This is a genomic window from Nocardia sp. PLKS1-43 (assembly GCF_059510335.1).
Window position 1 is genome coordinate 814,068 of sequence record NZ_JCAJZQ010000002.1, and the last position, 22,871, is coordinate 836,938.

Annotated in this window: 18 protein-coding genes; 9 read left to right on the forward strand and 9 right to left on the reverse strand. The window is 68.0% G+C overall.

The window, feature by feature from the left end:
• Positions 1 to 5 precede the first annotated feature (5 nt).
• Complete coding sequence (locus AC5WS7_RS11610) at positions 6 to 2,696, reverse strand: bifunctional acetate--CoA ligase family protein/GNAT family N-acetyltransferase (RefSeq protein ID WP_495954544.1); 2,691 nt, start codon at positions 2,694 to 2,696, stop codon at positions 6 to 8.
• A gap of 43 nt (positions 2,697 to 2,739) precedes the next feature.
• The gene (locus AC5WS7_RS11615) at positions 2,740 to 3,984 is read right to left on the reverse strand and encodes an acetoin utilization protein AcuC (protein ID WP_495954422.1); all 1,245 of its coding nucleotides are present in this window, start codon (positions 3,982 to 3,984) and stop codon (positions 2,740 to 2,742) included.
• Between the two features lie 246 nt (positions 3,985 to 4,230).
• Here AC5WS7_RS11615 and AC5WS7_RS11620 point away from each other — a divergent pair, with 246 nt between their 5' ends.
• Together AC5WS7_RS11620 and galE are read left to right on the forward strand one after the other, a co-directional pair.
• Complete coding sequence (locus tag AC5WS7_RS11620) at positions 4,231 to 4,917, forward strand: iron-dependent transcriptional repressor DtxR (RefSeq protein WP_495954423.1); 687 nt, start codon at positions 4,231 to 4,233, stop codon at positions 4,915 to 4,917.
• Positions 4,918 to 4,920: 3 nt separating this feature from the next.
• On the forward strand, positions 4,921 to 5,901 hold the full coding sequence (gene galE, locus AC5WS7_RS11625; RefSeq protein ID WP_495954424.1) for a UDP-glucose 4-epimerase GalE: 981 nt from the start codon (positions 4,921 to 4,923) through the stop codon (positions 5,899 to 5,901).
• Between the two features lie 32 nt (positions 5,902 to 5,933).
• On the opposite strand, the gene AC5WS7_RS11630 is transcribed toward galE, so the two are convergent.
• Entirely contained in the window at positions 5,934 to 7,130 is a 1,197-nt protein-coding gene (locus tag AC5WS7_RS11630) for a DUF4192 domain-containing protein (RefSeq protein WP_495954425.1), read from the reverse strand.
• 174 nt (positions 7,131 to 7,304) lie between these two features.
• Positions 7,305 to 8,027: a sensor domain-containing protein gene (locus AC5WS7_RS11635; RefSeq protein WP_495954426.1), complete on the reverse strand. Its 723-nt coding sequence runs from the start codon at positions 8,025 to 8,027 to the stop codon at positions 7,305 to 7,307.
• A 321-nt stretch (positions 8,028 to 8,348) separates the two neighbouring features.
• On the opposite strand from AC5WS7_RS11635, the gene AC5WS7_RS11640 reads away from it, so the two are divergent.
• The 5 genes from AC5WS7_RS11640 (at position 8,349) to AC5WS7_RS11660 (ending at position 15,076) form a co-directional block, all read left to right on the forward strand.
• A complete protein-coding gene (locus AC5WS7_RS11640) occupies positions 8,349 to 9,305 on the forward strand; it encodes a proteasome assembly chaperone family protein (RefSeq protein WP_495954427.1) in 957 nt (318 codons plus the stop codon).
• 149 nt (positions 9,306 to 9,454) lie between these two features.
• On the forward strand, positions 9,455 to 11,962 hold the full coding sequence (locus AC5WS7_RS11645; protein ID WP_495954428.1) for a DEAD/DEAH box helicase: 2,508 nt from the start codon (positions 9,455 to 9,457) through the stop codon (positions 11,960 to 11,962).
• A gap of 259 nt (positions 11,963 to 12,221) precedes the next feature.
• Positions 12,222 to 13,340 (forward strand): type III PLP-dependent enzyme, encoded by a 1,119-nt coding sequence (locus tag AC5WS7_RS11650; protein ID WP_495954429.1) that lies wholly within the window; start codon positions 12,222 to 12,224, stop codon positions 13,338 to 13,340.
• Positions 13,341 to 13,348: 8 nt separating this feature from the next.
• Positions 13,349 to 14,566 carry an adenosylmethionine decarboxylase gene (gene speD / locus AC5WS7_RS11655; protein WP_495954430.1) on the forward strand — a complete coding sequence of 406 codons (1,218 nt, stop codon included), beginning with the start codon at positions 13,349 to 13,351 and terminating at the stop codon, positions 14,564 to 14,566.
• 63 nt (positions 14,567 to 14,629) lie between these two features.
• Positions 14,630 to 15,076, forward strand: a complete 447-nt coding sequence (locus tag AC5WS7_RS11660; RefSeq protein ID WP_495954431.1) for a hypothetical protein — start codon at positions 14,630 to 14,632, stop codon at positions 15,074 to 15,076.
• Positions 15,077 to 15,223: 147 nt separating this feature from the next.
• On the opposite strand, the gene AC5WS7_RS11665 is transcribed toward AC5WS7_RS11660, so the two are convergent.
• The 5 genes from AC5WS7_RS11665 to AC5WS7_RS11685 form a co-directional block, all read right to left on the reverse strand.
• Positions 15,224 to 18,709: an indolepyruvate ferredoxin oxidoreductase family protein gene (locus AC5WS7_RS11665; protein WP_495954432.1), complete on the reverse strand. Its 3,486-nt coding sequence runs from the start codon at positions 18,707 to 18,709 to the stop codon at positions 15,224 to 15,226.
• 236 nt (positions 18,710 to 18,945) lie between these two features.
• Positions 18,946 to 19,443, reverse strand: a complete 498-nt coding sequence (locus tag AC5WS7_RS11670; protein ID WP_495954433.1) for a gamma-glutamylcyclotransferase family protein — start codon at positions 19,441 to 19,443, stop codon at positions 18,946 to 18,948.
• On the reverse strand, positions 19,440 to 19,634 hold the full coding sequence (locus AC5WS7_RS11675) for a hypothetical protein (RefSeq protein ID WP_495954434.1): 195 nt from the start codon (positions 19,632 to 19,634) through the stop codon (positions 19,440 to 19,442). Before AC5WS7_RS11675 ends, AC5WS7_RS11670 begins: the two co-directional genes overlap by 4 nt.
• 58 nt (positions 19,635 to 19,692) lie before the next feature.
• Complete coding sequence (locus tag AC5WS7_RS11680; RefSeq protein WP_495954435.1) at positions 19,693 to 20,511, reverse strand: MBL fold metallo-hydrolase; 819 nt, start codon at positions 20,509 to 20,511, stop codon at positions 19,693 to 19,695.
• Positions 20,512 to 20,625: 114 nt separating this feature from the next.
• On the reverse strand, positions 20,626 to 21,534 hold the full coding sequence (locus tag AC5WS7_RS11685; RefSeq protein ID WP_495954436.1) for a hydrogen peroxide-inducible genes activator: 909 nt from the start codon (positions 21,532 to 21,534) through the stop codon (positions 20,626 to 20,628).
• A 115-nt stretch (positions 21,535 to 21,649) separates the two neighbouring features.
• Between AC5WS7_RS11685 and AC5WS7_RS11690 the strand changes: the two genes are divergently transcribed.
• Both AC5WS7_RS11690 and AC5WS7_RS11695 read left to right on the forward strand, forming a co-directional pair.
• Positions 21,650 to 22,237 (forward strand): peroxiredoxin, encoded by a 588-nt coding sequence (locus AC5WS7_RS11690; RefSeq protein WP_495954437.1) that lies wholly within the window; start codon positions 21,650 to 21,652, stop codon positions 22,235 to 22,237.
• A gap of 24 nt (positions 22,238 to 22,261) precedes the next feature.
• On the forward strand, positions 22,262 to 22,801 hold the full coding sequence (locus AC5WS7_RS11695; protein ID WP_495954438.1) for an alkyl hydroperoxide reductase: 540 nt from the start codon (positions 22,262 to 22,264) through the stop codon (positions 22,799 to 22,801).
• The last annotated feature ends 70 nt before the right edge of the window (positions 22,802 to 22,871 follow it).

Here is a 22,871-nt window from a genome sequence, read left to right on the forward strand (position 1 = left end):
GGTGCTCACCCCAAACGGCGCGGGCCGATGTCGAAGTGATTGGGCTCGGGTCCGATCCGGACGCGTCCGTACAGGACCGCGGCGCCCGCCGGTGAGGCAAGAATCGGCTCGATCGCCAACTCACGCACCTCCGGCAGGTCATCGCACAGGGCCGAAATGCGTTGCGCCAGTTCGGAAAGAGCGGCCTTGTCCGCCGGTTCGCCGATGGTTCTGCCGGCCACCCCGGCCCGGCCGTCCAGTAGCGGCGCGGCGCGCGGCGCGTCGATCAGAGCGATCGATTCGGCCTCCGACAACGGGAGTGCGCGATAGACGCGATCACCCAGCAGATCGATGATCATGCCGGACAATCCGAAGCTGATCACCGATCCGAACGACGGATCGTCCTGGACACGCAGCACACAGCCGACTCCCTTGGTGGCCATCCGTTGAATGTGCACGACCGCGTTGCCCGACACCTCGGCCAGGTCGTCGTAGGCACGCTGCACAGCCGAGGGCCGCCACAGATCCAGTCGCACACCGTTGAGATCCGAACGGTTGCGCCACAACTCACCGGTCGCCTTGGCCGCGACCGGATAACCGAGTTCCTCGGCCGCCGCCTCCGCCGAGGCGGCATCGCGAACCTCACGGAACTCGACAATGCCGATGCCGTAGCAGTCCAGCAGTTCCACCGCCTCGAGATCGCCGAGCCAGCCTCCCTCGGGCGAACGGGTCATCCAGCGCTGGACCAGGTTTCGCGCCCGTTCGATATCCAATCCGTCGGGTCGCCGGGTAAGCGAGACCGGTGTGTTGCGCCACTCGGCATAACGCTGCACGCGGCCCAGCGCCCGCGCCGCGCGTTCGGGGTCCGGATAGGACGGAATGGACCCGCTGCGGACCATACCGCCGGTCCCCCGGGTGGCGAGCAGATTCGGCATTCCGTGATCGGCGACGAACGTCGTCAGCACCGGTTTGGCGATGGCGGATTCGGCGCCGGATCGAATCGCCTCGGCATAGGCGGGCACCGCGGTCGGCACCGGCGGCGCGAAGATCACGATCACGGCGTCGACCTCCGCGGACGCCACGGCTGTCGCCACGGCCGCGAGGAAATCCTCCGGTCCGGCCTGCGGCCCGAGATCCACCGGATCGCGCACCTCGAGTTCCGCGCCGCGCGCCGCGTCCACCGCCAGCCACCCCAGAGCGGCACTGTTGCCGATCACCGCCAGCCGTGGCCCGGCGGGCAGCGGTTGATAGGCCAGCAGCATCGCGCAGTCGAAAAGTTCGGAGATCGTGTCGACCTGCACGATTCCCGCCTGCGCGAACAGGTCCCGCTCCACCGAGCGTTCCAGCTGGGAGGGCGGTGTGGTGCGGGAGGCGTTGCGGCCACTGCTCACGGCCACAATGGGTTTCGCACGCGCGACCCGCCGCGCGATCCGGGAGAACTTGCGTGGATTGCCGAACGTCTCCAGGTACAGCAGCACCACATCGGTGTCCGGGTCGGTGTCCCAGTACTGCAGCAGATCATTACCCGACACATCGGCGCGGTTACCCGCCGAGACGAAGGTGGACAACCCGAGCCGCCGCGCGGCGGCCTCGGCGAGGATCGCCGCGCCCAACGGTCCGGACTGACAGAAGAATCCGACCCGGCCGCGCCCTGGCATGACCGAGGCCAGCGTGGCGTTCAGCGAGACCGCGGGATCGGTATTGGCGATCCCGAGCGCACTCGGGCCCACCACCCGCATGCCGTGCCCCCGGGCCGCGGCCACCAGGTCGCGTTCGGCCGCGTAGCCCGCCGGACCGGTTTCGGAGAATCCGGCGGTCAGCACGACAAGTCCCTTGACGCCCTTGGCCATACAGTCGTCGAGCACCGCGGAGATCTCCACGGCCGGCACCGCGACCACTGCCAGATCCACCTCGTCCGGGATGTCGCGAACAGTGTTGTAGGCCCGCACTCCGCGCACCGAGCCGCGGTTCGGATTCACCGGGAATACCGGCCCCTGGAACACCCCGGACAGCAGATTGGCGAGCACCGCACCGCCGACCCGGCCCGCGGACGGCGTGGCGCCGATGACCGCGATCGACTTCGGATGCAGCAGATTGCCGACACTGCGGGCCTCGGAGGCCCGTTCGCGTGAATCACGCACCGACAGCAACGCTTCGGTGGGATCGATGGCGAATTCCAAGTGCAGCACCGACCCGTCCCGGCTGCGCTGCATCTGATATCCCGCGTCCCGGAAGACGGTCACCATCGTGTTGTTCTCGGCCAGAACCTCCGCGACGAAGGTTTCGATGTCGTTCTCTGCCGCCGCACCGGCCAGATGTTCGAGCAGGATCGAGCCCAGACCGCGGCCCTGATGCGCGTCGGCGACCACGAAGGCCACCTCCGCCGCACGGGGACCCTCCCGGTCCGAGAGCAACTCGTAGCGCCCGACCGCGATGATCACCTCGCCCAGCTCGATCGCCAGGCCAACCCGGTCGTGGTAGTCCACATGTGTGGTGCGGTACAGATCCTTGGGCGTCATCCGCGGATACGGGCCGAAGTAGCGCAGATAGCGGGTGCGATCGGACAGCCGGCCGTGGAAGGCCACCATCGCCTCGGCGTCGTCGGGGGTGATCGGGCGCAGCCGCACCACACCGCCGTCGGAGGCGAGCACATCGGCGAACCAGTGTTGCGGCGGAGGTGGCGGGTTCCGCGGTGTGTCGGGACCGAATTCGGCCAGCCAGGCGGGGGGCTGCTGCGGAGCCGGAGTGCTGTGCTCGGCGTCAGTCACGGGGGTCCTCCGGATCCAGGCCGAGCAGCGGGAACGCTGCCCGGCGCGTGGCCAGTACGGCGGTGTCGACCGCGCGCTGCGCCCGATCGGCGCGCGCGTCACCGGAATCGGGAGCGCCGCCCGGACCGTCCCAGCGGACAAAGTCCGGCGCGGTTCCGTCACTCATCGTGCGCGGCGGTTCGATCGCGGGCGCATACGCGCGCACTTGGGCGAGCCAGTCCGCGGGAATCTCGGTCGCCGGGTCTATATCGCGGTCCAGCACCGCGGCCAGGAGATGGGTCCAGGCGCGCGGCACCACCCGCACCAGGCCGTATCCCCCACCGCCGACCGCGAGCCAGCGGCCCTGCGCATAGCGATCGGCCCACTCGCGCATCGCCCGGAACGCCGCGTTCTGCCCGTCGACGCTCAGCTCCAGATCCGCCAGCGGATCCTCCCGATGGGTGTCGACACCACACTGACTGATCAGCAGCTGCGGCTGGAAGGCGGCCAGCGCGCCGGGCACGACGGCGTGAAAACCGCGCAACCACTGGGCATCCCGGGTCCCCGGGAGCAGCGGGAGATTGATCGCCGAACCTTCACCCGCACCCGCGCCGGTCTCCTCGGGCCATCCGGTATTGGGCCACAGAGTCGCCGGATGCTGGTGGACCGAGATGGTCAGCACCCGCTTGTCCCCATAGAAGGCGCGCTGCACACCGTCGCCGTGGTGGACGTCGACATCGACGTACGCGATGCGGTCGAAACCGTGGTCCAGCAGCCACGAGATGGCAACGGCCACATCGTTGTAGACGCAGAATCCCGCGGCCGAGTCGGCCATCGCGTGATGCATGCCGCCGCCGATGCTCACCGCCCGCCGGGTGCGGCCCGCCGCGATCTCGCCGGCCGCGGCCAATGTGCCGCCGACGATCACCGACGCCGCCTCGTGCATGTGCGGGAACACCGGATTGTCCTGTGTCCCCAGCCCATACGGCGCGGTGCTCGGCAGCGGGACGCCCGGCGCGGCCGGCACCGCATGGCGCACCGCGTCCAGATAGGCGGGGGTGTGGATCCGCAGCAGGTCCGTCTCGTCCGCGATCGACGATGCGAGCGTCTCGACGCCCTCCAGCAGGCCGAGACTCCGCGCGAGCGCCATCGTGAACCGCAGTCGAGCGGGTTTCATCGGATGTTCCGGTGTCCAGGCGTAATCCAGGAACCGATCGGTCCACACGAGCGCCGGGTCGCCGGCCGGTGCGCTTGCCATGAATCTCACGCTAATGCACCCTTCCTGCGGGCGGACGTGCCGTGACCCACAGCCGAACACGGGAAGGGACGGCCCCGTTTTGTCGTTGCCATGCAGTAGAAAGGCTAGGCAGTGCGGCGCATCGGGTTCCGTCCGCGCCGGGCCGTGCCCGGATAGCCCGGAGTTTCCGCAGCACAAGCCGAATATCCTCGCGCACCAATCCGCGACCGCGCGTGGGTAGAATCTTTGCCGACGAAGGGGTAACAGGTGAAGGATCTGGTCGACACCACGGAGATGTATCTCCGTACCATTTACGACCTCGAGGAGGAGGGTGTCACACCGCTGCGCGCACGCATCGCCGAACGCCTCGAGCAGAGCGGACCGACGGTGAGCCAGACGGTTGCCCGCATGGAACGCGATGGGCTGCTGCTGGTGGCGGGCGACCGCCACCTCGAGCTGACCGACAAGGGCCGGTCCATGGCGGTCGCGGTGATGCGCAAGCACCGCTTGGCCGAGCGACTTCTGGTGGACGTCATCGGGCTCGACTGGCAGAACGTGCACGCCGAGGCCTGCCGCTGGGAACATGTGATGAGCGAGGACGTCGAGCGCCGGCTGGTCGAGGTGCTGGACAACCCCACCACCTCCCCCTACGGCAATCCGATTCCGGGCCTGGACGAGCTCGGCGTGCTCGACGCGGGTTCCGCGGAGGAGAAGCTGATCCGGCTCTCCGATCTGCCGCCCGGTCAGATCGTCGCGGTTGTGGTGCGGCGTCTGTCCGAGCACATCCAGACCGATCCGGAGGTCATCGGCCAGCTCCGGGAGGTGGGCGTGGTGCCCGATGCCCGCGTCACCGTCGAGACCCGCCCGGGTGTGGTGGTCATCTCGGTGCCCGGTCACGGTGGATTCGAACTCTCGGACGAGATGGCGCACGCCATCCAGGTGAGGCTGGTCTGACATATGAAACTTCTGGTCACCGGAGGCGCGGGCTATGTCGGCGGCGTCTGCGCCCAGGTCCTGATCGAGGACGGTCACGACGTGGTCGTGGTCGACGATCTCTCCACCGGCAATGCCGAGGGCGTGCCCAGCGGTGCGAAATTCGTCGACGGTGATATCGCCACCGTCGGCGTGGAACTCGTCGAATCCGAGTCCTTCGACGGGGTTCTGCATTTCGCAGCGCAATCGTTGGTCGGTGAGTCGGTGCAGAAACCGGAGAAGTACTGGCACGGCAATGTCGTCAAGACACTCGCCCTGCTCGACGCGATCCGCCGGTCCGATACCCCGCGGCTGGTGTTCTCCTCCACCGCGGCGGTGTACGGCGAGCCCGAACAGGTGCCGATCACCGAGGCCGCCCCGGCCCGGCCGACCAACCCCTACGGTGCGTCCAAGCTGGCGATCGACCACGCCATCACCTCCTACGCGGTGGCACACGGACTCGCCGCGACGAGTCTGCGCTACTTCAACGTCGCCGGCGCCTACGGCGGGCTCGGCGAGAACCGCCTCGTGGAAACCCATCTCATCCCCCTCGTCCTGCAGACCGCTCTGGGCCATCGGGAGTCGATCTCGGTCTTCGGCACCGACTACCCGACCGACGACGGCACCGCGGTTCGCGACTACATCCACATCCGGGATCTGGCGCAGGCACACCTGCTGGCACTCGCGCAATCCCGCCCCGGCGAACACCGCATCTTCAATCTCGGCAGCGGTACGGGTTTCTCCGTGCGCCAGGTGATCTCGGCCTGTGAGCGAGTCACCGGCCGGCAGATCGCCTCGATCGACGCCGCCCGCCGCGCGGGCGATCCGGCGGTTCTGATCGCGTCGAGTGAGCGGGCCATCGCCGAATTGGGCTGGCAGCCGGAGCACAACGATCTCGACGAGATCGTCACCGACGCTTGGGCTTTCCTGCAGTCGCTGGGCGACCGCGCACACAGCGCCCGATAGCGCCGCGCCCGGCGAGCATTCGACACCGGCGTTCACGGTCGCAGCCAATCGGCCCGCAGGTCGAACTCGACGCCCAATTCGGCGGCCTTGGCGCGACCGCTGTAGGCCAGTTTGCGAACCTCCTGCGGCGGCATACCCGTGCCCAGCGCGGTGTCGAGCAATCGGGCGATGGTGTGATCCGGATCCGATTCCAGGGCCGCACGCAGGGCGATGCCGGCGAGGACGCCATCACCCCGGGTATAGGCGCTGTACCCGAAGAGGGTGGCCGCCTCGGCCCGGTCCGATCCCGTGGTGACGCGACACAGCTGCGCCCACATTCGCGCCGCGGCCTCGGCCCGATGGCCGCCGGCCAGGGCGAACACCGCATCCCGGACGGTCGGATCCCGCAGTGCGACAACCGTTTCCGCCAGCGCCCGGGCATCCACCGTACCGTCGGAAGCCAGGACCGCGACCCGATCGAGTACCCGGTTCAGCAGGGTTCGTCGGTAGCGATCCAGCTCATCGCGGAATATCGCGGTGCGGAATCGCTGCCCCGCGACCAGTCCGGCTCGGTCCACCTCCGGCCGGACTTCCGCGCACAGTTGCGCGTCCAGCGCCACCAGAGCCTCCAGATCTTCCCGCGAGGCCTTGATCCGGTATCCGTCCACGGCCTCGGCCAGGGCGATCGGTGAAGCGGCCGGATCGGACTGCACCCCGGTGACGGCGGGATCCTCGACGGCCCACCACGGCTGCCCGGCGGCGATCTCGCGAACCGCCCACACCTCGTCCAACATGATGTGCTCGGCGGCCAGGGCTCGTTCGAGTGCGCGCATGAGGTAGCGATGTCGGCCCGACCGCACACCGGGAGTACCCGCATGAGGTGCACCGGCGCGATCGTCGACGATCAACGCGAGCACGGCAACGGTGTTCTCCCGCACGCAGAGCGTGGTCAGATGGGTGGCCAGCCGCGCCCAGCCGCCACGGCCGGGCGGCTCCAGATCGTGCCGGGCCACCGCGCTCAGCGATGCCGGACCGGTCCCGCCCGGCGGCTGTCGCAGCAGGTACACCACGAGCGATCGGTGTGGCACGAAACCGAGCAGCGCGGGCACCGCGGCAATGCACTCGCGCGGATCGTCGGCCCGCAGCGCGGGCCGAGCCCCGTTCGCGCCCCGATCGGTATCGCCGGGCGATCCGGCGGATGTCGCGGCGAATTCGTCGTCGGCCGGTGTGGGTTCGATAGCGGTCGTCATGTGTCCGACCATGCCCCCCGACTCGCCCCGCAAGACCTCGACGACCTGGCCTTTCACCAGCCCTGGGGACAATAGCGAGGCTGTGCATCAAACGCCCGGACGGACTGCCGCCGCGCATTTCCTGTCGGACCCGCCTGCTATGGTTCCGACCGGGCACGTATGGCCTGACTCATCTCATCCCTTGCCGACGTCCTGCACCGCGGCGGTGAACACCTGGTCCAGCGCCGTCATATCGGGTGCGTCCTCGCCGAAGGTGAGATAGGTCGCGATGATCCGCACATCGCCGAGCTGCGCCGCGAGAGTGCGGATGGACCGGGTCAACCCCGGACCACCACGCTGACCGCTCACCGTGCGACGCCAGGCGAGCGAATCGTCGGCGTTCACCGGTGCGGCCGGATCCAATTGGGTGACAACGGTATTGGTGATCGGCCCGTGCTGGGCACGTACCGTTCCGCACTGCCGCAACAGGTTACGCAGGCGCGCGAGCGGGTCGGTGGTACGAATCAGTTCGACCGTGATGCTCGCGCGGGTGTCCTCGTCGGTGCCGACCGCCGCCGCGATGCGCTGCGGATCGGACGGGGGCCGGGACGCGCATTGCGGTGGATCGACCGCCGCTCCGGAGGGAATGCCGCGCAGATCGGCATCGGCGCCGATGGCATCCGAACCGGACAACACCACAGGCGGATACGTCTCGGGGAACTGCGCCGCGGTCGGCAGCATCGACCCCAGATCCGCGGCGATATGCCTGGTCACCGTCGGCTGGCGGGATTCGGCGGCGGGATGTCCGGACACGGTGGACCCGCAGGCGGTCAGCAGCAGCCCCAGCGCCGCGCACCCGGCGACGCCGACGAGCCCGAATCGGCGCGGCCCCGGCTCCGGAGTCTCCGGCACGTTCACTCGGCACACTATGCCCAATGCTCGCACCCGGTTTCCGCCGCCACGCCGGGGGCACGCCGTGGGTGTGCGCAATTGTGACGGAGTGGGAACCGGGTATCTCCACCCGAAACGAGATCCGGCCCACAATCCCGGAATGAGATGGCCCGCCGACATGTTGTCACCCGAACACGGCCGCTCGAAGCGAGACCGACGGCGTCGCCGCGAATGGGTATGAGGGACAATGGAAGGTGGTCCCGAAAGACCACATCGGCAGGCGGCGCCGGGTTCGCCACCACCCCGCCGCCGACCGGTTGTGGCGGACCACCCAGGAAGGAGTAAGCGATGGAGGATTACGAGTCGCGAATGTACGAACTGGAGTTTCCCGCTCCGCAGCTGTCGGCCGACGACGGTGCGGGTCCGGTGCTGGTACACGGTCTGGAAGGTTTCACCGACGCGGGTCACGCGGTCCGCCTGGCGACCACCCATCTGCGTGAGAGTCTCGAGGCGGAACTGGTCGCCTCCTTCGATGTGGACGAGCTGCTCGACTACCGCTCGCGCCGTCCGCTCATGACATTCAAGACCGACCACTTCTCCGACTACGCCGAGCCCGAGCTGAGCCTCTGGGCCGTGAAGGACACCGCGGGTACCCCGTTCCTGCTGCTGGCCGGCCTGGAACCGGATCTGCGCTGGGAGAAGTTCGTGACCGCGGTGCGGCTGCTGGCCGAACAACTGGGCGTACGCCGCACGATCGGCCTGAGCGCCATTCCGATGGCGATCCCGCACACCCGCCCGCTCGGTGTCACCGCGCATGCCAGCGACCGCGATCTGATCGGTGAGCATCAGCGCTGGCCGGGCGAATTGCAGGTACCGGGCAGTGCGTCGTCACTGCTGGAGTTCCGGATGGCGCAGCACGGCCACGAGTCGATCGGATTCTCGGTCCACGTGCCGCATTATCTGGCCCAGACGGCCTATCCCGAGGCTGCGCAGACCCTGCTGGAGAACGTCGCCGACAATGCCGGGCTGGATCTGCCGCTGGCGGCGCTCGGCGAGGCGGCGGCGCGGGTGCGCGAGCAGGTGAACGAGCACATCGCGGGTAATGCCGAGGTGGAGACGGTCGTGCAGGCGCTCGAGCGGCAGTACGACAGCTTCGTCACCGCGCAGGAGCGTCAGTCCAGCCTGCTGGCCAGTGACGCCGATCTGCCGACCGGAGAGGAGCTCGGTGCGGAATTCGAGCGTTTCCTGGCCGAGCAGACCGGATTCGGCGATTCGGACACCCCGGGGAACGACGACCTGCGCTGACTCCGTGCCGGACCCGATGATCGGCGTTCGCGGTCCGGCCCGGTCCGCCACACCGCTCTGACGGACGGCGCGACCGCCTTGTGCGGGTGTGCCAGGACGCTTCGGGGGCCGTTCGCATGCCGCACCGGCACGGAGGCAGAATAGGCACAGTGCAGCTGTCCGAACTGATCCCCGACCGTGCCGTGCCCGACGTGGATCCCGATTGGCTGTTCGAGTCGTTCTCCGGCTGGGCCTCCGAGCAGGGTCTGACGTTGTATCCAGCGCAGGAGGAAGCGCTGCTGGAGTTGATGACCGGGGCCAACGTGATCCTGTCGACCCCGACCGGCTCCGGGAAATCGATGGTCGCCATCGGCGCGCACTTCGCCGCCCTGAACACCGGTCAGCGCAGTTATTACACCGCGCCGATCAAAGCACTGGTCAGCGAGAAGTTCTTCGCCCTGTGCGAGGTGTTCGGCGCCGACCGGGTCGGCATGGTCACCGGTGACGCCGCGGTGAACCCGGACGCGCCGATCATCTGCGCGACGGCGGAGATCCTGGCGAATCTGGCCCTGCGCGAAGGCGCGAACGCCGATGTCGGCCAGGTCGTGATGGACGAATTCCACTTCTATGCCGACCCGGATCGCGGCTGGGCGTGGCAGGTTCCGCTGCTCGAACTGCCGCGGGCCCAATTCCTGCTCATGTCCGCCACTCTGGGTGAGGTCGACTTCTTCGCGACCGACCTGCATCGCCGCACCGGACGCCCGACCGCGATCGTCAGCGGCTCGGAACGTCCTGTGCCCCTGATGTTCTCGTATGTGCGCACTCCGATCACCGAAACGCTCGAGGATCTGGTCACCACCAGTCAGGCCCCCGTGTACGTGGTGCACTTCACCCAGGCCGCCGCTCTGGAACGGGCCCAGGCGCTCACAAGCGTCAACTTCGCCTCGAAGGCGGAGAAGGAGGCGATCGCCGACGCGCTTGGCGGCTTCCGATTCGCGACCGGCTTCGGCAAGACGCTCTCCCGTTTGATCCGGCACGGAATCGGCGTCCATCACGCCGGAATGCTGCCGAAATATCGCCGCCTGGTGGAACGGCTCGCCCAGGAGGGCCTGCTGAAAGTGGTGTGCGGCACCGACACTCTCGGCGTTGGCATCAACGTGCCGATCCGCACCGTCCTGCTGACCGGCCTCACCAAATTCGACGGCGTGCGCACCCGCCGGCTCAAATCGCGGGAATTCCATCAGATCGCCGGACGCGCAGGACGCGCCGGCTACGACACCATGGGCACCGTCGTGGTCCAAGCCCCCGAACACGAGGTGGAGAACGCGCGACTGCGCGCCAAGGCGGGCGACGATCCGAAGAAACAGCGCCGGGTGCAGTTGCGCAAACCGCCGGAAGGTTTCGTGTCCTGGTCGGAGGAGACGTTCGACCGGCTGGTCGCCGCCCAGCCCGAACCTATGGTGTCGCGGTTCCAGGTCACCAACGCGATGCTGCTCAACGTCATCGCCCGGCCCGGGAACTGTTTCGACGCGATGCGGCATCTGCTCGAGGACAATCACGAGCCCCGCCCTGCGCAGCGCAAACATATCGTCAAGGCGATTCGCCTGTATCGCGCGCTGCGCGATGCTGGAGTTGTGCAGCAACTCGACGAGCCCGATGCCCTCGGCCGGCGCGCACGCCTCACCGTCGATCTGCAACGCGATTTCGCCCTCGATCAGCCGCTTTCGCCGTTCGCCCTGGCCGCCCTGGATCTGCTGGACGATTCCTCGCCCACCTACACCCTCGACGTGGTATCCATCATCGAGTCCACCCTCGAGGATCCGCGCCAGCTGCTGATGGCCCAGCAGCACAAGGCGCGCGGCGAGGCCATCGCGGAGATGAAGGCCGATGGCATCGAATACGACGAGCGGATGGAACTGCTCGAGGAGGTCACCTGGCCCAAACCCCTGGCCGAGTTGATCGAGCCCGCGTTCGAGACCTACCGCGGCGGTCACCCGTGGGTGTCGGAATTCACACCGTCGCCGAAGTCGGTGGTCCGCGAGATGATCGAGCGCTCACTGACCTTCGCCGAACTGGTGAGCAACTACGAGCTGGCACGCTCGGAGGGTGTGGTACTGCGCTACCTGGCCGACGCGTATCGCGCCCTGCGCCGCACGGTGCCCGAATCCGCCCGCACCGAGGAGCTCGAGGACCTCACCGAATGGCTGGGTGAGCTTGTGCGCCAAGTGGATTCGAGCCTGTTGGACGAGTGGGAGCAGCTCACCAATCCGGGTGCGGAGAACGATTCCGAGCAGCTGGCCTTCGGTTCGGAAACGGTCCGGCCGATCTCGGCCAACGAGCGCGCGTTCCGGGTCCTGGTTCGCAACGCCATGTTCCGCCGCGTGGAGCTGGCCGCGCTCGGCCGCTGGGCCGCGCTGGACGATCTCGACGACGGCCCGAACTGGGAAGCCGAACTGGAGCCGTATTTCGCCGAGTACGACGAGATCGGCACCGGCCCCGACGCGCGTGGTCCGCAACTGTTCCAGATCGAAAAGCGGCCAGGTCTGTGGCGGGTACGCCAGGTGCTCGCCGACCCGGTCGGCGACCACGGCTGGTCGATCGACGCCGTGGTCGACCTGCCCGCCTCCGACGCCGCCGGCGAAGTGGTATTCGACGAGGTCACGGTGAGTGCGGGATGAGTACCGCACAGCACGCCGCCACCCCCGTCCGCACGCTGCGCCGAAAACCCGGTACCGTGCGCACCGGTCGCGAAATCCGCTGACCCACCTGCCGTCTTCGCCTGCGCGCGGTTCATTGCCGCACCCGTGCTCACGTGATCAGGACGACCTCGATCCAGTTCGTTTTCTACCGCCTCCCGCTGATACGCTCTCGCTCGCTGTCCGCCGTGGGAGGCTGCCCGGAAAGAAAGAGAGTTCGCTCAGATTGTTCGGTCCACACGTGCCCGAGACGCCCTGTCTCGTCATCGACCTCTCCCGCGTACGCGACAACTTCCGCGCGTTACGATCCGCGCTGGGCGATTTGGGCAACCGTCATCCGGTGCGAATTCGCTTCGCGGTCAAGGCTTCTCCCATGCCGGAGGTCATCCGGCTGCTGGCCGCCGAAGGCGCGGAGTTCGATGTCGCCAGTATCGGTGAGATCGAACAGTGCCTCGAGCTCGGCGTGGATCCCTCGGTGCTGAACTTCGGCAATCCGATCAAGAAGGCCGCCCATATCGCGGCGGCCTATGCCGCGGGTGTGCGACGCTACGCCTTCGATACCGAGGACGACCTGACCCGGATCAGCGAATACGCGCCGGGTTCGGAGGTGGAATGCCGGTTCCTGGCCTCGACGCCGCAGTCGCGGACGCCGTTCGGCACGAAATTCGGCTGCGCCCCGGGCGAGGCGGTGCGGCTGCTGGTGCGTGCCCGTGATCTCGGTCTGGTACCCGTGGGCCCCTACTTCCACGTCGGTTCACAACAGCTCGACCCGTCCGCCTGGCGGATCGGCATCGAACAGGCCGCCGCGATCACGGAAGCGCTGGCGGTCAAGGACATTCCGGTACGATCGGTGAATATCGGTGGCGGACTGCCGATTTCGTACGCCGATCCGGCGCCGGAGCTGTCCGAGCTGGGTGCGGTGATCGCCGAGACGGCCGCACGCCACCTCCCCGAGCACACCGACGTCGTCGTGGAACCCGGCCGTGCCCTGGTGGGCAATGCCGGCGTGATCCACGCCGAGGTCGTCAATGTGCGCATCGCGCCGGACGGGCGGCGCTGGGTATACCTCGACATCGGCCGCTACAACGGAATGGCCGAGACCGAGAACGAGTACATCGCCTACCGGATCGTGACCTCGCGAGACGGTGACGCGGCGGACGAGGCGGTGATTGCCGGTCCGACCTGCGACGGGGACGACGTACTCTATCAACGCACGCGTGTACTTCTCCCGACCACGCTGCGAGCCGGCGATCCCGTTCGGATCCTCGATGCCGGCGCCTATACGGCGAGCTATTCGTCGGTGTCCTTCAACGGTTTTCCGCCTTTGACTGTTCACGTCATCGGCGCTGAGCGAGAGTGAGTTCAGCAATGACGGCAGAATTCACCGGCTGGCACGTGCTGGCCGAGTTCGGTGGTGTCGACACGGCCCTGTGCGACGATCTCGAACGACTCGAAGCCGCCCTCCGAAAATCGTTGGTCGCCGCGGGGGTGACCATCTGCGACGTCGTGCACAAGAAGTTCGACCCGCAGGGGGTCACCGTGCTGGCGCTGCTGTCCGAATCCCACGCGTCCATCCACACCTATCCGGAATCCGGCGACATCTTCGTCGACGTGTTCACCTGCGGAAGTATCGGTGCGGGCGCCACCACGGCGGTGGAGTTGCTGCGGCAGGAGCTGTCCCCCGCGTCGGTGCACACGGAGGTGATCCAGCGCGGGCGCGGCGCCCGGCGCATCCACGAGCCGGTCGGCCCCGGGACGACCCGGGTGTGGAATCTGCACGACGTCATCGTCGACACCCGGACCCCGTTCCAGCACATGGTGATCGCGCGCACCGAGCAGGGCGTGAGCCTGTTCTCCGACGACGATCGCCAGTCCACCGAATTCTCCCAGCTGACCTACCACGAGGCCATGCTCGTCCCCGGTTACGCGCTGGCCGAGAAGCTGGATCGGGTGCTGATCGTCGGCTCCGGCGAGGGCGTGGCCGCACAGATGTCGGTCGCCGCGGGCGCCTCGATCGTCGACCACGTGGATATCGACCGGCAAGAGGTGGAGTTGTGCGCCGAGCACCTCCCCTACGGATATTCCCCGGCGGATCTGGCCGAGGCGGTCGCGCAGTCCGGCCCGATCAAGATGCACTTCGCCGACGGCTGGGACTTCCTGGCCGAGGCCGAGGCGACGGGTGTGCGATACGACCTGATCTGTATCGATCTGCCCGACGAGCGAGTCGAGGAAGCACAGCACAACCGGCTGTACGAGGACGAGTTCCTGGAGCGATGCCGCGCACTGCTGTCCGAGGGTGGGGTGCTGGCCGTCCAGGCGGGTTGTCAGACCATGTGGCGCAACGAGACGCTCAAGCGTTCCTGGGCCCGGTTCCACGCGCTGTTCCCCACGGTCGTGCCGTACGTCAGCGACGAGCACGAGTGGACCTTCCTGTTCGGCACGCCGAAGGCGATCGATGATCCGGTGGCGAAGATGACCGCGACACTGCCGCGACTGCCCTACCGCGCGCAGACGGTCGACGAGCGAGCCCTGGTCCGCGGCGCGATCGAACCGCACGCACTGCGTTCACCCGTGGGCGTCGGCTGAGATTCACCGACTGGACCTCTGCGAGTCGGGGGCGAAATCCCCCGCTTCGCAATACCGTGGAGTATGCGCACTTTCGTCCATCTCCTCCTGCTGGTTTGCGCCGTCGCGGTGGCGGTGGGAACCTTCGGGCCGCTCATCGGCACCCTCGAGGCCCGGCATGTGCAGCTCACCGAACTGCGCGACGGGTTCCCCGCCGGTCGCAGCCTCGATCAGATCCAGGCGCAGTCGGTCAGCCTGCAGACGTCGCTCGCGATAATCCTGCTCGGCGTCGCGGCGGTGATCCTGCTGGCGACACTGTTCGGCTCGCGTCTGCTGGGCTGGCTGGGCGTCTTGGTCGGCCTCGCCGCCCTCGGCGTGCTGGCCTGGCGCCTGGACAGCTCCTTCGACAACCAGATCCGGACCGACTACCACCACCTGTTCTCCGGCACCTGGGGCCTGTACGCGGTGGGCGGTGGTTTGATCGTCGGGTTGCTGTGCCTGCTGGTCCCCCGCGAGCGGCGCGGGTTCTGAGCGTTCGCCGACCGTATCCGGCGGGCCGGCTGGGACCCGCCGGAACCGACCGGTTCTGCGTGCGCGGGCCGTAGCCGGGCGGTGTTCCCGCAGTGATTCCGCGTCGCCGGGCGGACAGGGCGACGATCACGACCTGAGTTCCACCGTTCACGGCAGGGCGGGCGGTTCGATGCCCAACTCCCGCAAACGATCACGATAGATCTCGACGTTGGCGAGCTTGATCTGCTCGTAACCGCGGATCATCTCGGGCAGCGAGGCCGCCTCGACGGCATGGTCGTAGCCGGTCGTCAGGGTGGTGCGGAGGGTGTCGATCATCTCGATGTAGTGCGCGAGCAAGGCCCGTTCGACGCGACGGACGTGCGCGTATCCGAATGGATCGAATGCGGTGCCGCGCAAGCGTTTTCCCTTGGCCAGCACGCGCAGGGCCCAGTGGGACCGAGGGCCCAGGCCGATCTTCTCGGTCCGGCCCAGGGCTCGCAGGATCGGCGGATGCAGCCGATAGGTCAGCTTCGCGCCGCCGGGGACGGCGGCGGTCACCTCATCGAGGAAGGCCGGATCGGTCAGGCGGCGAGCCACCTCGTATTCGTCCTTGTAGGCGGTGAGCTTGTACAGCCCGCGCGCCACCTGCTCGCTGAATTCGGTGCGATCGGTGACCGCGCGCTCGGATTCCCACACTCGCTGCACGAGGGCGACGTACGCACGGGCGACGCGCACGCCGCCGAAACCGATCAGCTCACCCGCGCGGTGCTCGACCAGCCGCCGGGTCTCACCGGTCGCGCTCAGACCGGCCAGCAGCTCCGCCGGGACCTCGGGCGCGACACGTCCGCCGGGGCCGGGCGAGGTCGCGGCGGCGAATTCATCGGGACATGCCACCGCTGCACGACCCCAGCGGAAGGCCGCGATGTTGGCGGCGACCGCGACGCCGTTGATCTCGATGGCCTCCTCGATCGCCGCGGCGGGCAGGCGCAGCGCACCGACCTGGTATGCGGCGCCGACCAGCAGGAAGTTGGCCGCGGTCGTGCTGCCGAACAGCGCCTGCGCGGCGGCCAGCGCGTCGAACGCGGTCATCGACCGCGACACCGCGGACAGCCGGGCGAGCAGATCATCGGTGTCCGGATACCGCACCGCCACGTCGTACACCATCGCACCGGTGGGCGTCCGGCTGGTCGAGGCCACCGTGATCGTCTGCTGCGCCGACCCGTAGGCCAGGTTCTTCGGATCACCCGCGGCGAGCAGGTCGAAGGCCAGGACGCAGTCCGCCGAGCCGGGCGTGAGCCGGTTGGCGGGCTCGAGCGAGGTCGCCGCGAAACGCATGTGCGACACCACCGGACCGGCCTTCTGGCTCAGCCCGATCTGGTCCAGGCCCGCGACCTGATACCCGGCCCGCATCGCGGCGGTGGCCAGAACCTGATTGACGGTCACGATGCCGGTACCGCCGATTCCGGCCAACAGCACGTTCCAGGTGGCGTTCGGCGATTCCATGCCGACGTCGGGCAGCTTCGGCGGTTCGGGATGAACATGCTTGCGGCGCAGCGTTTTCCGCGACGGCTTGCCTCCGGGTTCGGGCGTCTCCACGGTGACGAAGGACGGGCAGTCCCCCTTCAGGCAGCTGTAGTCGGTATTGCAGGAGGTCTGATCGATCCGGGTCTTGCGGCCGAATTCGGTGTCGACCGGCTGTACGGACAGGCAGTTGCTCTGCACACCGCAGTCGCCGCAGCCCTCGCAGACCGCCTCGTTGATCACCACCCGGGTACGCCGCACCGGCAACTCGCCGCGCTTGCGTTTGCGGCGCGCGTCCGCGGCGCAGTGCTGGTCGTAGATCAGCACCGTGACCCCCGGGATTTCGCGCAGCATCCGTTGCGCCTCGTCCAGCCGATCCCGGTGCCACAGCAGGGTTCCCGGCGCGAGGTCGCGCTTGCGGTACTTGTCCGGCTCGTCGGCGCACACGATGATCTGCCGCACCCCCTCATCGGTGAGTTTGCGCGTCAGACGGGGAACCGCCAGTGCCCCTTCGGCGTTCTGGGCTCCGGTCATGGCGACCACATCGTTGTAGAGCAACTTGTAGGTGATGTTCACCCCGGCGGCGATACATGCCTGGACCGCCAGTTGACCGGAGTGGAAATACGTTCCGTCGCCGATGTTCTGGAACAGGTGCGGCACATCGGTGAACGGGGCCTGCCCGATCCACTGCGCGCCCTCCCCGCCCATCTGCGTCAGCCCGACCACCTTGCTGTCGGTGCGACCGGACATGGTCACCAGGGTGTGACAGCCGATTCCGCCTCCGGCCAGGGAACCTTCGGGCACGGCGGTCGAGCGGTTGTGCGGGCAGCCGCTGCAGAAGTAGGCGGCGCGCCCGGTCGGCAGCACCGACAGCGACAGTGGCTGCGGCAGTGGGCGTCTCATATCCAGATGACCGTCCAGCACACGCCGCAGCGGGGCCAGGATCCGCCCGGCGGTCAGTTCACCGTCGGAGGCGAACAGCACCCGGCCCTCGGCATCGCGTTTGCCGAGAATCTGCGGCGCATCCGCTGTGCCGTACAGGATCTCGCGGATCTGCGTCTCGACGAAGGCCGTCTTGTCCTCCACCACGATCAACCGGGACAGGCCGGATGCGAATTCGCGGACCCGTTCGGAGGCAAGGGGATACGGCATTCCGATGCGCAGCAGCCGCACTCCCGCCCGCCGCAGCGCGGCGTCGTCCGCGCCGAGATCGGCCAGGGCCTGGCGCATCGCGTCGAACGCGGTTCCGGTTGCCGCGATGCCGATCTCGGCATTCTGCGGATTCACCTCGATGACATCCAGATCGTTGAGCGTGCTGTAGGCCAGGACGGTCGCCCAGCGCGGACCGTGCAGATCGGCCTCGGCGAGCAGGCTGTCCGCGGGCGCGCCCATCGGCCGCTGCCGGTACGTGAACGATGCGCCCTCCCAGGAGATCTCCGGGACGACGATATCGATGTCGCCGATCGTCGCCGGGACCGTCCACGCACCGTCGGCCACATCGGCGACGATCTTCAGCGCCACCGGACAGCCCGAAGCCCGCGACAGCGCGACGCCGTGCAGACCCATGGTGACGATCTCACCGGCGTTGCGCGGGAACAGCACCGGAATGTTCATCGCGGCCAGGGACCGCTCGGAAGCCGCGGGCACCGTGGAGGATTTCGCCGCGGGATCGTCACCGACGAGAAGTAGCACCCCGCCCCGGGGATTGACGCCGTACACCGCGGCGTGCCGCAGCGCGTCCGTGGCACGGTCGAGCCCCGGGCCCTTTCCGTACCAGACCCCGACCACACCGTCGTGGGTGGAATGTCCGCCCGGCAGCTCGGCCTGGGAACCCCAGACCGACGTGGCCGCGAGCTCCTCGTTCACCCCAGGCACGAAATGGATGTCGTGCTCGGACAATACTCCGGGCATTCCGCCGAGCAACCGGTCGACCCCGCCCAGCGGCGAGCCCTGATATCCGGAGACGAAGGTGCCGACGCGCCTGCCCGCGCGCAGATCCCGGACGTGCTGTTCCACCAACTGCCGCGCGATCGCCTGAACCCCGGTCAGGACAACGGTTCCCGCGCCGACGCGGTAGCGGTCGGCGAGATCGTACGGTGCTGGGATCAGATCGCGATCGGCGAGCTCGGTCATCAGTTCCACCCGTCCGGCCGGCACCGATCAGGTGCGACCTAGATTGAGCATTCGACGCCGCCATACTGTCCCCGCAGCGCGGAATGAACAACCTACACCGCAAAAGTTGAGCATTCTGCACAGATTGCAGCACCCTGACTGCGCAGTAACAATGCAGCTTGCGACCTCGGATGTGATCGCGAACACGGCACCGCCGAGTACAGGATGTTCGTAATGCTTTTCGGCCGGTGCGACTCTCAGCGGGCCCGGCGGACGAATTCGGCGCGCCATCGGCCGCACAGGGTGGCGTATCCGCGCAGATGGTCGGCGGCGAATTGCTCGGGATACCAGTCGTGGTCGGAGACGACATCGGTCCAGACATAGGTCGGCACCGGCTCCTCGAGGCCGATCACACGGACCGTGCGCAACTCGTACTGCTCGTCCTCGAACGCGTCGATGACCTCCCAGTCGGCCTCGGTGAGTCCTTGCAGCACCAGCCCGGAGGCCAGCCGGCCCGGTTCAACGACCAGGCCGGGATAGGCACGTTTCGGTAACGCCGCCACCCGGCGGTCGCGGACCACGCCCAGTTCCGCATCGGGCACCCGCCCGAGCAGCTCCGCGAGCACGGGGCCGAACTGCAACGTGCCATAGGCGAACAACGTGTCCGCCTGCGAGGCCGAGGAACTCGGCCGGCGCACGGGCGCGGCGGTATCGCGACGCGGCCCGGCGGGGCCGCGCGCGCCGCCTTCGGTCATGCGAGCCCGCGTTCGACCCGTCCGTCGGGCAGAACGCGGTACGCGAGGCGGATTCGAGTACCGCCGGCGAGTTCGCCAGTTATTTGCGGAGCCGGGGTATCGAGCGCGGCCAACGCCGCGACGATCCGCGCGATGTGATCGGGGCGCGCGACCGGCACGTCGGAATCGAGCTGGGGCGCATTACGTGTCATGTACCCATGGTGCCTCATCGAGGCTCGGGAAACATGATATTGGGGGTGGTGAACTGACTCACGCTCCGGATTCGCCGCCGCGCCATTGCGTGGGCCGCACGGTCGCGGACGCCAGCCGAGTGAACGTTTCACCGTCGTGAGCACTGAAAATGGTGATATCGGCACCGTGCGCGCGGTTCAGTTCCAGCAGCCGACGGCGGTTGTCGCGGTAGGGCATCCCGGCCACCGCGGCCAGTTCGTACAGGCGCCACAACAGCGGCGTATGCGGTTGTGCCGGATCGATTTCGCTGCCGACGCCGAACGCGTCGCCCGCGTGCAACAGCCACCCCCGGCCGGTATCGATCGCGACGCCGACATGTCCGCGCGTGTGACCGTGCAACGGCACCACCAGAATTTCCGGCGGCAGACCGGGCAGATCGCGCACCGCGCGGAAGCCGAACCACTCTTCGCCACCGTCGATTTCGTTGACCATCCACCGCGGGCCGTGCGCCCACTGCCGCGCCCGGTACCGGGTCCGCTCGGAGAACGTCCGGCGCGCGGTCGCGGCCCGGAATTCGGGACCGTGCACGTGCACGGTCGCCTCCGGGAAGTCCGAGAGTCCGCCCGCGTGATCGAAATCCAAGTGCGTGAGCACGATGTGTCGGACATCGGCTGGGTCGTAGCCGAGGCCCTGAATCTGACGGTACGCCGTCTCGTGTTCGGCGAGTTCGAGACCGAGCACGAAACGACTCGGGCCCACCATCGTGCCCGGATCACGCACGCAACCGAGACCGAATCCGGTGTCCACCAGAACCAGTCCTGCCCCGGTCTCGACGAGCAGACAGTGATCGACGGCGCCCAGCGCCATGCTGCCGCAGTTGAGATGATGAATCCGCACGCCGAGAGCGTCCCAGACGCTCCTGCGCCGGTCAATCGCATCCCCCCTCGGCACCTGGCAACGGCGCGAATTCGTGTCCCGGAACACTTCGGGGCCGAGGCCGGTCGGCGAGGATCACACCGGCCGCTGCGTGCGAATCACGTCGGCGAGCTGTTCGTAATCCTCGGTGCGCGCGGTGGATCCGCGGAAAACCAGCCCGAGCGTGCGCCCCGGAGCGGGCGCGGCGAATCGGGCGATGCGCAGTGTGCCACGAGAGGTTTCGGCCGCCACGGCCATTTCCGGAATCAACGTGACGCCCAAACCTCCTGCGACACACTGCACGACCGTCGACAGCGAGGCGGCCCGGGTGTCCCCCACCGGCCCCGGCCGGATGTCCTGGGCGCGGCACAGATCCAGGGTCTGATCCCGCAGGCAGTGCCCCTCGTCCAAGAGCAGCAGCGGCAGCTCGTCCAGTACCGCGGGCGAAAGGCCGGTGCGCCCGGACAATTCGTGCCCCTCGGGCACCACCAGAACGAATTCCTCACTATAGAGCGGGATTTCGAGCATGCCGCCGGTATCGGACGGCAGCGCGAGCAACGCCACGTCCAGGATGCCGCTGCGCAGTCCGTCGAGCAGCCGCGCGGTCTGGTCCTCGATGACATGCGGCACCATCGCCGGGAATCGGCGCCGCAGTTCCGGCAGCACGGCGGGCAGCACATAGGGCGCGACAGTGGGAATGATGCCCAGACGCACCGTGCCGCCGAGTCCGTCGCCGACCGCGGAGGCGATGAACCGGTCGGCCGCCTCGAGCGTCGCCATCGCTTGCGGCAACAAACGCTTACCCGCCGCTGTCACCAGAACTCGACGCGTACTGCGTTCGATCAACTGCAGTTTCAGGCCGTTTTCCAACGATGCCAAGGACTGCGATAGCGTGGGCTGGCTCACGTTCAATCGCGCGGCCGCCGTGCCGAAGTGGCGATACTCGGCGATCGCCACGAATGCACGCAGCTGTGACAGGGTGGGCTGATAAGTCTGATCAGTCACGCCTATCAGTGTAGTGCGACTGATCACGTTTACCTTTTGCCTGGCTGCGGGCAAGATCACAAGGTAGATACTTCCGCACGGCAATCCCGACAACGAAGGACGAGAAGGAGACAGCATGGCTCTGCTGACCATCGGCGACCAGTTCCCCGCGTACAACCTCACCGCCGTGATCGGCGGTGACCTGTCCAAGGTCGACGCGAAGCAGCCCGACGACTACTTCACCCAGGTCAGCAGCGACGACCACGCCGGCAAGTGGCGCGTGGTGTTCTTCTGGCCCAAGGACTTCACGTTCGTGTGCCCGACCGAGATCGCCGCGTTCGGCAAGCTGAACGAGGAGTTCGCCGACCGTGACGCCCAGGTGCTCGGCGCCTCGGTCGACAACGAGTTCGTGCACTTCCAGTGGCGGGCCCAGCACGAGGACCTCAAGACCCTGCCGTTCCCGATGCTCTCGGACATCAAGCGTGAACTGGCCACTGCCACCGGCGTTCTCAACGCCGACGGTGTCGCCGATCGCGCCACGTTCATCGTCGACCCGAACAACGAGGTGCAGTTCGTCTCGGTCACCGCGGGTTCGGTGGGCCGCAACGTGGACGAGGTGCTGCGCGTGCTCGACGCACTGCAGTCCGACGAGCTGTGCGCGTGCAACTGGAAGAAGGGCGACCCGACCATCAACGCCGGTGAGCTGCTCGCCGCCAGCGTCTGACCGACCCCGAAGGAGTTATCGGCTGTGACCGTCGAGAACCTGAAGAACTCGCTCCCCGAGTACGCCAAGGACCTCAAGCTCAACCTGTCGTCCATCGCGCGCTCGACCGTGCTCAGCGAACAGCAGCTCTGGGGCACCCTGCTGGCCTCGGCGGCCGCCACCCGATCGGCGGTCACGCTGCGTGAGATCGCCGAGGAGGCCGCCGACACGCTGTCGGCGGAGGCGTACAACGCCGCCCTCGGCGCGGCCTCGATCATGGGCATGAACAACGTGTTCTACCGGGGTCGTGGATTCCTGGAGGGCCGGTACGACGATCTGCGTGCCGGACTGCGGATGAACATCATCGGCAATCCGGGCGTGGACAAGGCCGATTTCGAGCTGTGGTCCTTCGCGGTCTCCTCGATCAACGGCTGCCAGCACTGTCTCGAGGCGCACGAGAACACCCTGCGCGAGGCCGGGGTCTCGCGTGAGGTGATCTTCGAGGCGCTGCGCGCGGCGGCGATCGTCGCGGGCGTCGGGCAGGCGGTGCAGTCCACCGAGGCGCTCGCCGCGGCCGGGGTCTGATACCCGCGGGCGTTTCAGCGTCGCAGCACATCTCGCGATGGCCGCGTACTCGGCGAGTACGCGGCCATCG